General features: G+C 71.6%; 15 protein-coding genes and 1 pseudogene. 9 read left to right on the top strand and 7 right to left on the bottom strand.

Features of this window, described 5'->3' with window-relative positions; translation table 11 throughout:
* Positions 1–13 precede the first annotated feature (13 nt).
* A complete protein-coding gene (locus tag ACG83_RS46735) occupies positions 14–163 on the top strand; it encodes a hypothetical protein (RefSeq protein ID WP_235497982.1) in 150 nt (49 codons plus the stop codon).
* Between the two features lie 39 nt (positions 164–202).
* Here the strand turns inward: ACG83_RS46735 and ACG83_RS46730 are convergent.
* A pseudogene (locus ACG83_RS46730) lies at positions 203–331 on the bottom strand (pyridoxamine 5'-phosphate oxidase family protein); the annotation flags it as partial.
* A gap of 105 nt (positions 332–436) precedes the next feature.
* Here ACG83_RS46730 and modA point away from each other — a divergent pair.
* From modA to ACG83_RS16620, 4 genes are all read left to right on the top strand, one after another.
* Positions 437–1,270 (top strand): molybdate ABC transporter substrate-binding protein, encoded by an 834-nt coding sequence (modA, locus tag ACG83_RS16635; RefSeq protein WP_054567299.1) that lies wholly within the window; start codon positions 437–439, stop codon positions 1,268–1,270.
* A gap of 41 nt (positions 1,271–1,311) precedes the next feature.
* Positions 1,312–2,133, top strand: coding sequence for an ABC transporter permease (locus ACG83_RS16630; protein WP_054567298.1), 822 nt, complete (start codon positions 1,312–1,314; stop codon positions 2,131–2,133).
* Positions 2,130–3,272 carry an ABC transporter ATP-binding protein gene (locus ACG83_RS16625; protein ID WP_054567065.1) on the top strand — a complete coding sequence of 381 codons (1,143 nt, stop codon included), beginning with the start codon at positions 2,130–2,132 and terminating at the stop codon, positions 3,270–3,272. The genes ACG83_RS16630 and ACG83_RS16625 overlap by 4 nt, the downstream gene beginning before the upstream one ends.
* A gap of 99 nt (positions 3,273–3,371) precedes the next feature.
* The gene (locus ACG83_RS16620) at positions 3,372–4,154 is read left to right on the top strand and encodes a CAP domain-containing protein (protein WP_054567064.1); all 783 of its coding nucleotides are present in this window, start codon (positions 3,372–3,374) and stop codon (positions 4,152–4,154) included.
* A gap of 90 nt (positions 4,155–4,244) precedes the next feature.
* On the opposite strand, the gene ACG83_RS16615 is transcribed toward ACG83_RS16620, so the two are convergent.
* The 4 genes from ACG83_RS16615 to ACG83_RS16600 form a co-directional block, all read right to left on the bottom strand.
* Entirely contained in the window at positions 4,245–4,571 is a 327-nt protein-coding gene (locus tag ACG83_RS16615) for a SelT/SelW/SelH family protein (RefSeq protein WP_054567297.1), read from the bottom strand.
* A 171-nt stretch (positions 4,572–4,742) separates the two neighbouring features.
* Complete coding sequence (locus tag ACG83_RS16610; protein ID WP_006539271.1) at positions 4,743–5,453, bottom strand: MBL fold metallo-hydrolase; 711 nt, start codon at positions 5,451–5,453, stop codon at positions 4,743–4,745.
* Positions 5,454–5,588: 135 nt separating this feature from the next.
* A complete protein-coding gene (locus tag ACG83_RS16605; RefSeq protein WP_083473291.1) occupies positions 5,589–5,963 on the bottom strand; it encodes a co-chaperone YbbN in 375 nt (124 codons plus the stop codon).
* 361 nt (positions 5,964–6,324) lie between these two features.
* Positions 6,325–6,852, bottom strand: coding sequence for a MerR family transcriptional regulator (locus ACG83_RS16600; RefSeq protein ID WP_076830757.1), 528 nt, complete (start codon positions 6,850–6,852; stop codon positions 6,325–6,327).
* A gap of 242 nt (positions 6,853–7,094) precedes the next feature.
* On the opposite strand from ACG83_RS16600, the gene ACG83_RS16595 reads away from it, so the two are divergent.
* The 3 genes from ACG83_RS16595 to ACG83_RS16585 all read left to right on the top strand — a co-directional run bounded on the left by ACG83_RS16595 (position 7,095) and on the right by ACG83_RS16585 (position 11,154).
* On the top strand, positions 7,095–7,733 hold the full coding sequence (locus ACG83_RS16595) for a hypothetical protein (RefSeq protein ID WP_054567063.1): 639 nt from the start codon (positions 7,095–7,097) through the stop codon (positions 7,731–7,733).
* A gap of 266 nt (positions 7,734–7,999) precedes the next feature.
* Entirely contained in the window at positions 8,000–9,646 is a 1,647-nt protein-coding gene (locus ACG83_RS16590; RefSeq protein ID WP_054567295.1) for an FAD-dependent oxidoreductase, read from the top strand.
* Between the two features lie 20 nt (positions 9,647–9,666).
* Positions 9,667–11,154, top strand: a complete 1,488-nt coding sequence (locus ACG83_RS16585; RefSeq protein ID WP_054567062.1) for an ATP-binding protein — start codon at positions 9,667–9,669, stop codon at positions 11,152–11,154.
* Positions 11,155–11,187: 33 nt separating this feature from the next.
* Here the strand turns inward: ACG83_RS16585 and ACG83_RS16580 are convergent, their stop codons facing one another.
* On the bottom strand, positions 11,188–11,598 hold the full coding sequence (locus ACG83_RS16580; RefSeq protein ID WP_054567061.1) for a helix-turn-helix domain-containing protein: 411 nt from the start codon (positions 11,596–11,598) through the stop codon (positions 11,188–11,190).
* A gap of 111 nt (positions 11,599–11,709) precedes the next feature.
* Here ACG83_RS16580 and ACG83_RS16575 point away from each other — a divergent pair, with 111 nt between their 5' ends.
* On the top strand, positions 11,710–13,167 hold the full coding sequence (locus tag ACG83_RS16575) for a DHA2 family efflux MFS transporter permease subunit (RefSeq protein WP_063793097.1): 1,458 nt from the start codon (positions 11,710–11,712) through the stop codon (positions 13,165–13,167).
* A gap of 20 nt (positions 13,168–13,187) precedes the next feature.
* Here the strand turns inward: ACG83_RS16575 and ACG83_RS16570 are convergent, their stop codons facing one another.
* Positions 13,188–13,433: a DUF2630 family protein gene (locus ACG83_RS16570; RefSeq protein ID WP_006539263.1), complete on the bottom strand. Its 246-nt coding sequence runs from the start codon at positions 13,431–13,433 to the stop codon at positions 13,188–13,190.
* Positions 13,434–13,437 lie beyond the last annotated feature (4 nt).

The raw sequence follows: 13,437 nt of genomic DNA, 5'->3' as shown, positions 1-13,437 counted from the left end.
TCCCCGAGTCGGCATGAACGCCGCCGCGCGCTTTAATTTCGGACAATTCGCCATCAAAGGCGTCAGGATCGTCACGGAATGGCGCCGCAGCCGGCCGCGCCTCGGCGAAATGCTCACCCGCCGTGACCCCATCGCGACCATTTATCAGCGCGACCTTGCGTGAACGCCGAAAGGTGATCACCCTCGCCAGGCCGGCCGCCGGCTCCAGCGTCACACCGACCGGGACGACGTGGGCCGTACCGTCCGGACGCACCGTGGTCAGGCTGCACAGATGCCGCTCCCGCCAGAACTCGAGGAAGGCCGCGCCGCGCCCGCTGAGATCAACCGTCATGGGGCCAGCCTCCCATGCGCGCAGGCAGGCGGTTACCGATCCGTAAACGCGGCCTGAAGAAGGAGACAGATTCCGCGATTGCGGCTGTATCGTGCATCCGTGTCGATGATCCGTACAGGGCGCAAAGCCCGTGTCTCTCGCCTCGCCGTTCCCCTCGTCCTGGTCCCCGCCCTCGCGCTCGTCGCGGCGGGCTGCGGGTCCGACGACGATGACGACACGGCCACCGCCGCTCCCTCCGCCAGCGTCACCGCGTCGGCGGAGCCTCACAAGATCACCGTTCTCGCCGCGGCCTCGCTGACCGAGACGTTCACCACGCTGGGCAAGCAGTTCGAAGCGGCCCACCCCGGCACGACCGTCACGTTCTCCTTCGCCGCGAGCTCGGCTCTGGCGCAGCAGATCAACTCGGGCGCGCCGGCGGACGTGTTCGCCTCCGCGAGCGCGAAGAACATGACCGAGGTCGTCGACGCGGGCAACGCCACCGGTCCGACGACCTTCGCCACGAACTCGCTCGAGATCGCGGTGCCGGCGGACAACCCGGCCAAGATCGACGAGATCGGTGACCTCGACGAGGCCGGCGTGAAGGTCGCGCTGTGCGAGGCGCAGGTACCGTGTGGCGTGGCCGCCACCACCGTCCTCGAGAAGGCCGGCGAGAAGGTCACCCCGGTGACCTACGGCGCCGACGTGAAGGCCGTCCTGACCTCCGTCAGCCTGGGTGAGGTCGACGCCGGCCTCGTCTACCAGACCGACGTCGCCTCGGCCGACCCGAAGAAGGTCATCGGCGTCGAGATCCCGGCCGACGTCAACGCGAAGACCAGCTATCCGATCGTCGCGCTGAAGGAGTCGAAGGACGCGGAGACCGCGAAGGCCTTCGTCGACTACGTCCTGTCCGCCGACGGCACCAAGGTGCTCACCGAAGCCGGCTTCGGCCCGGCGAAGTGACCACCCGCCGCCTGGCACGGCGAGCAGCCCGCACGCGGCCTGTGACCCGCGCACGCCGCGAGGCACGGGTCCGCGCTCCCTGGCCGCTCGCCGTGCCGGCGGCGCTCGCCACCGTCTTTCTGCTGTTCCCGCTGCTCGCCCTGATCATCAGGGCGCCGTGGGAGTCCCTGCCCGATCTGCTCACCGACCCGTCGACCCGGCACGCGCTGTGGCTTTCGGTGCGGACGGCCACCATCGCCACGGCCATCTGCATGGTGTTCGGCATTCCGCTCGCGTGGGCGCTGTCCCGCGCGTCCTTCCCGGGGCGGGACCTGATCCGCGCGCTGGTGACCATTCCGCTGGTCCTCCCGCCCGTGGTGGGCGGTGTCGCGTTGCTGCTCGTGCTGGGGCGGCGCGGCATCGTCGGCCGCCACCTCGACAACTGGTTCGGGTTGACCATCCCGTTCACCACCGACGCGGTGATCCTCGCGCAGATCTTCGTCGCGATGCCCTTCCTCGTCCTGTCGGTCGAGGGCGCGCTGAGCGCCGCCGACCAGCGCTTCGAGGAGGCGGCGGCGACGCTGGGCGCCAGCCGGGTGACGACCTTCCGCCGGGTGACCCTGCCCATGATCCTTCCTGCGATCGGCGCGGGTGCCGTGCTGTGCTGGGCCCGGGCGCTGGGCGAGTTCGGCGCGACGATCACGTTCGCCGGCAACTTCCCGAAGACCACCCAGACCATGCCGCTCGCCGTCTACCTGGCCATGGAGGTCGATCCGGAGAAGGCCATCGCGTTGTCCCTCGTGCTGCTGAGCGTCAGCATCGTCGTGCTCGTCGCCCTGCGCGGACGCTGGTGGAACAGCCGACAGGCCCAGGGGATCGCATGATCATAAAATCCGACGGAACCGGCCTCGTCGCCCGCATCGGCATCCAGCTGGGCACGCTGGACCTCGACGCCGAGCTGACCGTCCAGCCCGGGCGCACCCTCGCCGTTCTCGGCCCCAACGGTGCCGGCAAGAGCACCCTGCTGCGCGCCCTCGCCGGGCTCGTTCCGCTGCGGTCCGGGCAGATCGTGCTGAACGGAGTCGTCCTCGACCAGCCGGAGAACCGGCACTTCGTCTCCCCCGAGCACCGCGGCGCCGGGTACGTCTTCCAGGACTATCTGCTCTTCCCGCATCTGAACGCCATCGACAACGTCGCGTTCGGACCGCGGGTACGTCATCGGGTCCGCCGGGGGGCGGCCCGCGCCGCCGCCCGCCAGTGGCTCGCCCGGCTAGGCCTCGCGGAGGTCGCGCACCTGCGCCCGAACGCACTGTCCGGCGGGCAGGCGCAGCGGGTCGCGCTCGCGCGCGCACTGGCCCCCGACCCGGGCCTCCTCCTGCTGGACGAACCGCTCGCGGCGCTGGACGCGGGCACCCGCCTGGAGGTCCGCGCCGAGATCCGTGCGCTGCTGCCCACCCTGGACGTCCCCGTCGTCCTGGTCACCCACGACCCGGTGGACGCGTTGACCCTGGCCGACGACGTCGCCGTGCTCGAACGCGGCCGGGTGGTGCAGCGAGGCACCCCGGTCGAGGTGATCACCCGCCCGCGCACGCCGTACGTCGCGCGGCTGGCCGGGCTGAACCTCTTTCCCGGCACCAGCTCGAACGGTGTGGTCACCCTCGACGCAGGCAGTGGTGGCGGTGGCAGCGGCGAAGGAGGTGGCGGTGGAACGCCGGTCACGCTCCTGGGGCCTGCCGACGCGCCGGCCGGGAAGGTCCTCGTCGCGCTGCGCCCGTCGGATGTCGGTGTGCACCTGGAGGAGCCCCTGCGCGCGGAAGGCGTCCTGGTCCTCACCGGGCCGGTGACATCCGTGGAGCAGCTGGGCGACCAGGTACGGGTGCAGATCTCCACCACACCCGTGGTGCGTGCGGAGATTCCGGCCCGGCGGCTGGCGGAGCTGCGGCTCGTCCGCGGCACGACCGTGTGGCTCACGATCGACCGCAAGCACGTCGAGGTCTACAGCCAGGCCGAGCCCGGGATCTGAGCTCCGAACCGGGAAGCGACCACCCGACACGCGCACCGAATGCCGGGTTCGCTACAGTTCGAGGCGTTGCGAGGGGGGAGATCGCCAAAGGAGTCTCCAATGGCCCGGGTCCGTAAGACCGTCGCCAGCGCAGCAGTCGCAGCCGCCCTTGTCGCGGCCGCCTCGTCCTGCCGTACCGATCCGATCGACCTGGCCGACAACGGCGGCCGGCCGACAACCGCCGCCGCGACGCCGAGCGCGTCACCCGCCACGGCGACGCCGACCGAGCCGACACCGGCCACACCGACAGCGCCAACCACGACCGCGGCCGAGGTGACACCGCCGGCCTCGGCCCCGGCCACATCCACCGCCCCCGCCGGACCGATCCCGGCGCCGGCGACCACCCAGGCGCAGGCCCCAGCGCCGGTACCGCCGCCCACGACCACCAGGCCCGCGACGACGCCGAGCGCATCGCCGCGACCGGTCCCGGCACCATCCACGCCCGCGGCCCCGGCGGCGGGAACCCGGCAGGACGAGGTCGTCCGGCTGACCAACGTCGAGCGGCAGGCGGCCGGATGCGGACCGCTCGCCGTCGACGCCAGCCTGTCCGCCGCGGCCCAGGCCCACTCCGCGGACATGGCCGCGAACAACTACTTCAGCCACTCCGGCCTAGACGGCACCTCGGCGGGCGACCGGGCCCGGGCTGCCGGCTTCCCGTCCTCCTACGTCGGCGAGAACATCGCGGCCGGTTCGACAACCCCGGCGGCCGCCATCGCGCTGTGGATGGGCAGTTCGGGCCATCGCGCCAACATCCTCAACTGCGCCTACACCCACATCGGCGTCGGCTACGCCGAAGGCGGCTCGTATCGCTACTACTGGACGCAGGTGTTCGGAACACGCTGACCGGCCCCGGCTCCAGGACCACGCCGGTGCGGGGGCACCCGACGACAGGGGACGTCGACACTGGCCGCAGGGCTCGATGCGGCGCCGCGGTCAGTGCTCGACGTGCCCCAGCGGGCGCCCCGGCGCGACCCTGTCACGCAGGGCGCGCTTGACCGCGGACGGCTCGGGAAAGCCCTGCTCGCGCCGGTCCCACAGCACCTCACCATCGAGCCGGACGGTGAACACGCCGCCACTGCCCGGCACGAGCGCGACCGAGCCGAGATCCGTTTCGAAGGTCGTGAGCAGCTCCTGGGCCAGCCACGCGGCGCGTGGAAGCCATCGGCAGCGGGTGCAGTACTCGATCTCCACGCAGGGCCGGCCCGGACCACCCAGCTCGGCGGAGCCGGCCCCAGCCGCCGGCTCGGATTCAGCACCCATTGCCACCATCTCCATCACCCCAACAGCCGCGTCACCCGGCACCAGCCCGGCCACGCCCGCCAACCCCAACGTCCGGCCTCACAGCCGCGCCGTCAACCGGTCCAGGCCGGGCCGTCCAGGCACCGGCCGTCAGGCACCGGCCGTCAGGCACCGGCCGTCAGGCACCGGCCGTCAGGCACCGAGCATCGCGAGCCACTGCTTCGAACTCGTCGGCCGGAAGACGTAGTTCATCTTGCGCACGACGCTCAGCTCGGCGGAGGACTCCGCCGAGTACCGGTGGCCCGGGTAGACGGTCACGTCGTCCGCCAGGGCACCGAGCCGGCGCAGGCTGTCGTACATCGCGGCCGCGTCGCCACCGGGGAAGTCCATCCGCCCGCATCCTTCGAGGAACAACGTGTCCCCCGCGACGAGGCGCCCGTCGACCAGGAAGCACTGGCTCCCCGGCGTGTGCCCCGGAGTGTGCAGCAGCCGGATGTCGACCGCGCCCACGGTGACGACGTCGTCGTCGGAGTGCTCGACGAGCTCGGCCTGGCCCACACCGGTCCCCCGGCGCACCCACTCCGCCTCGTCCCGCTGCAGGTGGATCGGCACCGAGGTGCGTTCGAGCAGCTCACGGATGCCCTCCAGCTCGATGCCGAAGGCCGTGCCACCCACATGGTCGGCGTGGTGATGCGTCACCAGCGCCCCGGTCAGCCGCATGTCGTCGGCGGCGAGGATGTCGAGCAGGTCCCCGACCCGGTAGGCCGGGTCGACGACGACAGCTTCGCGGGTCTCCCGATCACCGATGAGGTAGACGAAGTTGACCATCTGGGTCGCGGCGGGATCCCCCACCGCGAAGTCGCGACCGGACAGAAGCTGACGGAAGTACAGGCGCTCGCTCACACCGCGAGCCTACGGAGCACCACCCCAACGCTCCAGAACCGCCAGGCTCCGGTGCGACCGTCGCCGCTGTGCCTCGCGACCCGGGCGACCTGCCGCGGGCGCCTCACCGCGGGGTCGCCGCGGGCCCTGCATCCGCTACAGGTACGCGGCGAGGTCCTCCAGCAGGCGCCGTCGGCTGCGCGCTCCCACCATGGTCGCCATCCGGGTGCCGTCCCGGACCACGACCATGGTCGGCATCGCCAGCACGCCGTAGGCCAGGGCCGTTTTCGGGCTCGCGTCGACATCAACCTCGACCACTCGCAGACGCCCTGCCAGCTCGGCCGCGATCTGCCCGAGGATCGGCCGCATCAGCCGGCACGGCGGGCACCAGTCGGCGTGGAAGTCGACGAGAACGGGCACCGGGGAACCCAGCACGATCTGGGCGAACGTCTCATCGTCCGCGTGCCGCACCGCGGCCTCGGCGTCGTTCTCCCTCAGATCCGGGCGGCCCAGGACGTCAGATGTGTTCATGAGATGAAAACTCCCTCGCGTCAATGTCGTCATGGGAATTCGGCGTTCATGGCCATGGGGCCCGTCACGGAATCCCGAATCCGGGGCTTCCGCTGCGACCGCCGCTCCCGAGCAAGAAGTAAGGATTCCGGCTGCCACAACAACCGAAATCCTTACCTCCTGCGGATCGCCAAACGGCTTCGTGCCCTGTTTGTTCTTTTGAGGAGTGAATTTTCGGCCCTGTGCGGCCGGCGCGGGATACCGGTGGGTCGGCGTGCGGCGGGCTGGGCACGGACCAACCGGGTCGATATCGGTGGCCCCAGATCCGCCACTTCTCGGAATCTTGTTACCTACTCCATCCGGATCGCGTTTCTCCTGCCGGTCACGCTGTTCCCTCGACGAAGGAGGCGGGTGACCGGGCCGCCCCGTCGTCGCGCTGTGCGTCGGGCGGGAACAGCGCGCACCTCGGCCGCTCGGCGGAGACACCAAGACCTCGGACGTCCCGCCAGGGGCCGGGAGAGCCCGCCTCGGCCGGCGGGGGAGCCTGCGGCGCCCCGCCGGCGCGGCGAGCTGCCTCCAGTCGTGCGGCGATCCGCTCCCGTGCCTGGAGAAGGCGAGCCATCTCGTCATCGATCTCGGCGATCCGGCGTCGGTAGCCGTCGACGGAATCCGGGCAGGCGTCACCGCTTCCGTGCCCGGCCCGGAGGCATTCGACGAAGGGGCGCGTCTCGGCGAGCGCGAAGCCCTCGGCGACCCGGGCCCTGATCTCCTCGACCGCGCGGAGGTCCGTGGCGTCGTAGTCCCGGTAGCCGTTGGACATCCGCCTGGCGGGAAGCAGCCCGTGCTCCTCGTAGTACCGCAGTGCCCGGGGACTCGTGCCGGCGAGCCGTGCCAACTCACCGATGCGCATCCGTGTCTCCTTCGCCGTCGTGCCGCCACTTCGCCGTCGTGCCGCCACTTCGCCGTCGTGCCGCGTCACCGTCGACGCTAGACGTTCACGTCGGCGTCAAGGCCAGCCTGATTCACGGCCGACCGTTCGCCCGGACCAGTACCGGCGCCGGCGCCCCGCTGTCGCCGGCGCGGGAAGCGTGGCGACACCTCGGACGAGCCCGATACGGCCCCGGCGGTTACATTCGCCGGGTGACGGACAGGATGCGCCGAACGGCCAGGCCTGCTCCGGAATCCTCCGACACCGGCCGCGTCACGCCCAGCCAGCTGGCCTACTGGCGCCGCTCCGGCCTGGTACGTCCGGGGCGTGGCGAGCTGACCCAGGCCAGAGCCGTGGCCGCGCTGCGCCGCGCCGGTCTGAGCCCACGGCGTATCAAGGCGGCCGCGGAACGCCTGAGCGTCGGTGCCGATCTCGGTGCCGGACAACAGGACGTGGGAATCGCGGCGGGCCGGGGCACGGGTGCGCCTGCGCGCTCCGCCCGGCCGGGGCAGGTGCCGCTGCGCTTCGCGGTGTACGGGCAGGAGCTCTTCGTCCAACGGCCCGGCGGCGCCTGGGAGGGAGACCGTGCGCCGGGCCAGCTGATTCTCGACGGAGTCGTTCCCCTCGTCCCGGTCGACACGGTGCTGGTCGGGCACCTGCCCGGCGGCATACCCCCGAGTTCCACGCCAGCCGGCGGCGGCAGGGCCGGGTGGTCGTCGGGAGCTGCGGGCGGGGGCCGGGGCGGGGGCCGGGGCGAGGGCCCGGCGCGGGCAGGCGGCGTCCGGCCCACCGGTGCGTCCGCGAGCGATCAGATCCGCCGGTTCCTGGGCCGCCAGGAGGCTCTCGACCATCGGGACCACTGATCGTCGCGGCCCCGCGGCACCACAGCCGCGTAGTCCACCCGCTACGCCCACTTCCAGGGCATTCGTCCGGACCGGCCGGCTGATGCGGGTGAGCAACCTAGACTGAGGCCCGTGACCGAACGCCGTCGACCACCTGTGGCCCGCCAGCCAGCTCATCCAGCAGCCTCGCCGGCACAGCGGTGACGCCCACCGAGACGTCGGCTCATCCGGCGCCCAGCACCGGCACCGGCGATGCCGCCTCGGCTGGGCGGGGCGGGGATCGGCCGGTGCTGCTGACGGTCGACGACGACGTGAACGTCTCGCGGGCGGTCGCCCGTGACCTGCGCCGGCGTTACGGCGGGTCGTGGCGGATCGTGCGGGCCGAGTCCGGGTCCCAGGCGCTGGAGGCACTGCGCGAGATCAAGCTGCGTGGGGGCGAGGTGGCCGTCATCCTGGCCGACTACCGGATGCCGGGCATGAACGGCATCGAGTTCCTGGAGCAGGCGATGGACCTGTTCCCCGCGGCCCGGCGCGTCCTGCTGACCGCCTACGCGGACACCAACGCGGCGATCGACGCGATCAACGTCATCGACCTCGACCACTACCTGCTCAAGCCCTGGGATCCGCCGGAGGAGAAGCTCTACCCGGTGCTGGACGCCCTGCTCGAAGCCTGGCGGCTGGCGGACCGCCAGCCCGTCGCCGAGGCCAGGGTGGTCGGGCACCGCTGGTCGGCCCGTTCCTACGAGGTGCGAGACTTCCTGGCCCGCAACCACGTGCCGTACCGCTGGTACCTGGCGGACGAGCCGGAGGGCGAGCGGCTGCTGGCCGCGGCCGGCGCGGAGCCCGACTCGATCCCGTGCGTGATCACCACCGACGGCACCGCGCTCGTCAACCCGAGCGACGTCGAGCTCGCGAACCGGGTCGGGCTCGCGACGGCGCCGGCCGGCGACTTCTACGACCTGATCGTGGTCGGCGGCGGGCCGGCGGGCCTCGGCGCGGCGGTGTACGGGGCCTCCGAGGGCCTGCGGACGCTCCTCGTCGAACGGCACGCGACCGGCGGCCAGGCCGGGCAGAGCTCCCGGATCGAGAACTACCTGGGGTTCCCCGACGGTGTCTCCGGTTCGCAGCTCACCGACCGGGCCCGCCGCCAGGCGCTCAAGTTCGGCGCGGAGCTGCTGACCACCGCCGACGCGGTCGCCCTGGAGACCGCCGGCCCCGCCCGGCGGCTGGTGCTCGGTGACGGTGGCCGGATCGACGCCCACGCGGTCATCCTCGCGACCGGTGTCTCCTACCGGCAGCTCAACGCCCCGGGCCTCGGCGACCTGACCGGCCAGGGCGTCTTCTACGGCTCGGCGCTCACGGAGGCTCCGAGCTGCAGCGGCGAGGACGTCTACATCGTGGGTGGGGCGAACTCCGCCGGGCAGGCGGCGATGTACTTCGCCCGGCACGCCCGGTCGGTCACGATGCTCGTCCGGGGTTCCGGGCTTGAGGCCTCGATGTCGCACTACCTCATCGAGCAGATCGCGGCCGTCGCGAACATCACCGTCCGGACCTGCACCGAGGTCGTGTCCGCGCACGGCACCGACCACCTCGAAGGCCTCGTGCTGCGCGACAGTTCGACGGGCCAGACGGAGAAGGTCGACACCCACTGGTTGTTCGTCTTCATCGGGGCCGCGCCCCGCACCGACTGGCTCGACGGAGTCGTGGCCCGCGACGAGCACGGGTTCGTGCTGGCCGGGCCGGATCTCATCGTCGACGGCCGCCGGCCGGCAGGCTGGGCGCCGGATCGGGATCCGTATCACCTCGAGAGCAGCCTGCCGGGTGTGTTCGTGGCGGGCGACGCGCGCGCCGAGTCGGTGAAGAGGGTCGCGTCGGCCGTGGGCGAGGGCGCGATGGCGGTCGCGCTGGTGCATCGTTATCTGGCCGGGCGCTGATCGGCCACAGGGAGGCTGACATGGCGGGCGACGTGGCGGGCGGCACGGCGGAGAACAGGCTGCCCTGCGACATCGACGAGCTGCGCACCTTGTTCCTGTTCGAGAAGCTCACCGACGAGCAGCTTGACTGGATCTGCCGCAACGGCCACGTCGAGCTCATCGAGCCGGGGCCGGTGTTCCGTGAGGGCGAGCCGGCCACCTGCTTCTACGTGCTGGTCGAGGGCTCGCTGGTACTCACCCGGCGGATCGGCGACGACGACGTCGAGGTCACCCGCACCGACCAGCGCGGGGTCTACGCCGGGGCCTGGTTCGCCTACCTGGGCGACCGGGTGCCGCAGCTGTACAACAACTCGATGCGGGTGACCTCCCCGTCACGCTTCGTCGTGCTGGACGGGGTGGCGCTGGCGCGGCTCATGCGCGAGTGGTTCCCGATGGCCGTCCACATGCTCGAGGGGCTGTTCTTCGGGCTGCAGAACCTGCAGCAGCAGACCGGCCAGCGCGAGCGCCTCCTGGCTCTCGGCTCGCTGTCGGCGGGCCTGACCCACGAGCTCAACAACCCGGCCGCCGCCGCGGTGCGGGCGACGGCGTCCCTGCGCGAACGGGTCGCCGGCATGCGGCACAAGCTGGGCCTCATCGCCGCCGGACCGTACGACCGCCCGGCCCTGGAGGCGCTGATCGCCCTGCAGGAGGAGGCGGCGGAGCGGGTCGGCAAGGCTCCTGCGCTCACACCGATGGAGACCAGCGACCGGGAGGACAGCATCTCGGACTGGCTTGACGACCAGGGCATCGCGGGCGGCTGGGAGCTGGCACCCACCTTCGTCCAGGCCGGCTTCGACGTCGACTGGCTGGAACGGGTCGCGGGCACCGTGCCCGCGCAGATCCTGGAGGGCGCGGTCCGCTGGCTGATGTACACCGTCGAGAGCGAGCTGCTGATGAAGGAGATCGAGGACTCCACGAACCGGATCTCCGGCCTGCTCGCGGCGACCAAGCAGTACTCCCAGCTCGACCGGGCGCCCTACCGGCAGGCGGACGTCCATGAGCTGCTGGACAGCACGCTGGCCATGCTGGGTGCCAAGCTCGCGGGGATCCAGGTCGTGCGCGAGTACGACCGGGCCCTGCCGGAGATCCCGGTACATGCCGCCGAGCTCAACCAGGTGTGGACGAACCTCATCGACAACGCCGCGGCGGCGATGGGGGGCGCGGGCACCCTCACCGTCGTCACCGCCGCCGACCACGACGACCTGGTGGTCGAGATCCGGGACAGCGGCCCGGGTGTCCCGGCGGACATCCAGGACCGGATCTTCGAGCCGTTCTTCACGACCAAGCCGGTCGGTGAGGGAACCGGGCTGGGCCTGGACATCTCATGGCGCATCGTCGTCAACCGCCACCACGGCAACCTGACGGTGACCTCGGTGCCCGGCGACACCCGGTTCCGGGTCTGTCTGCCGATACGTCCCGACCTCACGAGCCCCCTGGAATCCGCCGTGGAGGCCGCCGAGCAGGGCTGACCCGCCCTCGGCTCCCGCCCTTGGCTCCCGCTCTCAGCTCCCGGTTTCCGCCGCCCGGTGGTCGTACTCGTGCCGGGCCGAGGCGATGGTCATCTGGTGGCGCTCCGCCCAGTCGCGGAGCGCGGAAAGCGGCGCGAAAAGCTCACGCGCCACGCTCGTGGCGGTGTACTCCGTCTTCGGCGGCACGGTCGGATAGACCTTGCGAGTCAGCAGCCCGTCTCGTTCCAGCCGGCGCAGGGTCAGGGTCAGCATGCGCCGGCTGATGCCGTCGATACCGCGTTCCAGCTCGGTGAAGCGGACCGGGCCGTGCGCGGCCGCGATCAGGATGCTGACGCTCCACTTGCCGCTGACCTGGTCAAGCACCTCCATGATCGGGCAGGCCTCGATGACGGCCTGATCCACGGTGCTGCCATCACCCGTCACATCGATGTTCCGCTGGGACATGAAAGTGCCTTCTTCCGCCGGTGTGAACGCTCCCCCAGCATGGTCACTGACCGTTCCCCCCGCAACAAGCAGTGGGCCCTGTAACAAAAAATGCCCCATTGGAGTGCACACATGTCCGAGCTCACGCTCCCAGCGCCGGTCGAGACACGCTCCGAGGTGGCCGAAGCAGGTCCACCCCGCTGGCTCGCACTGATCGTCCTGTGCGCCGCCATGCTCATGGTCATCCTCGACGGCACCATCGTCACCGTCGCACTGTCCGCCATCCAGGACGACCTGGGCTTCTCGGAATCCGGGCTGGCCTGGGTGGTCAATGCCTATCTGGTGGCCTTCGGCGGGCTGCTTCTGCTGGCCGGGCGGGTCGGCGACCTCGTCGGTCGACGGCGGGTCTTCGTCGGCGGTCTCGCCCTGTTCACCGTCGCGTCGCTGGTCTGCGGGCTGGCCGCGAGCCCCGAGACGCTGCTCGCCGCACGGTTCATCCAGGGAGTCGGGGGTGCGCTCGCCTCGTCCGTCGTCCTCGGAATGATCGTGGTGACCTTCCCCGAACCTCGGGCACAGGCTCGGGCACTCGGAGTGTCGAGCTTCGTCGGTGCCGCCGGAGCCTCGATCGGACTGCTCGCCGGCGGGCTGCTCATCGAGGTGCTCACCTGGCACTGGGTCTCCTTCGTGAACGTGCCGGTCGGCCTGGCCGCGGTCGGACTGTCCCTGCGGGTCCTGCCGCGGGACCGCGGTCTGGGCCTCGCCGCCGGAGCGGACGCACTCGGCGCCGTACTCGTCACCGCTGGCCTCATGATCGGCATCTTCACGATCGTGGGCAGCGACGACGCAGGCTGGACGTCCGCCCGCACGCTCGGGCTCGGCTTCCTCTCGCTGGGGCTGCTGGTCGGGTTCGTGGCCCGGCAACTGCGGACCCGGCAGCCCCTGCTACCACCCCGGCTGTTCTCCTCCCGGCCGCTGGCCGTGGGGAACGTGGCGCAGTTGTTGATGACCGGCGGGCTGTTCGCGTTCCAGTTCACCCTCGCGCTCTTCCTCCAGCGCGTCCTCGGCTACGGCGCGGCGGCGACCGGCCTGGCCTTCCTCCCCGTCGCGATCACGATCGGTGTGTTCTCACTGGGACTCACCGGCTGGCTCGCCGAGCATCTCGGTCCGGGGCTGGTCGCGCTGCCAGGCCTGGGACTGCTGGCCGTCGGCCTCCTGCTGCTGGCACGGCTCTCGCCCGACGCCTCGTACGCGCTGGACATCCTGCCGGCGGCGATCATCCTCGGCTGCGGGGGCGGCCTGGCACTGCCGGCGTTCACGCAGCTCACCATGTCGGGAGTGCCGGAGGATGACGCCGGCCTGGCCTCCGGGCTGAGCAACACGACGCTGCAGGTAGGCGGGGCACTGGGACTGGCCGCCCTGACGACGCTCGCGGCATGGCGCACCGAGAGCGCGGCGGGCGACGGTGCACTGAACGCACACGACCTCACGGCCGGCTACCACGCGACGTGGCTCGGCGGCGCGGCCCTGATGGTGGTCAGCATCGCTGTCACGGCGGGGCTGCTCAGGCCGCGCCGCCCCTCGGCCGGCTGAGCCGCCCGCACCTCGATGCGCTATTGAAGGTAGCCCTCGACCTGGTTGCCGGAGCCGGCATGCGTGTCGTCCGGGTCCGCTCCGACGGAGCGGGCCGCGCGGCGCCGGCGGAGCAGATCCCAGCACTGGTCGAGGGTCTGCTCCAGCTCGACGAGACGGTCGCGCTCGGCGTCCGAGTCGATGTCCCCCTGGGATCGGCGCAGCCGCAGGCTGTGCTCCTCCGCCACCAGGGTGTCGATGCGCTCGAAGATCTTCGTGTCGTCCATCCGC

The organism is Frankia sp. R43 (assembly GCF_001306465.1).
GTDB classification, from domain to species: domain Bacteria; phylum Actinomycetota; class Actinomycetes; order Frankiales; family Frankiaceae; genus Parafrankia; species Parafrankia irregularis.
This window is presented reverse-complemented; position numbering and strand designations above follow the sequence as displayed.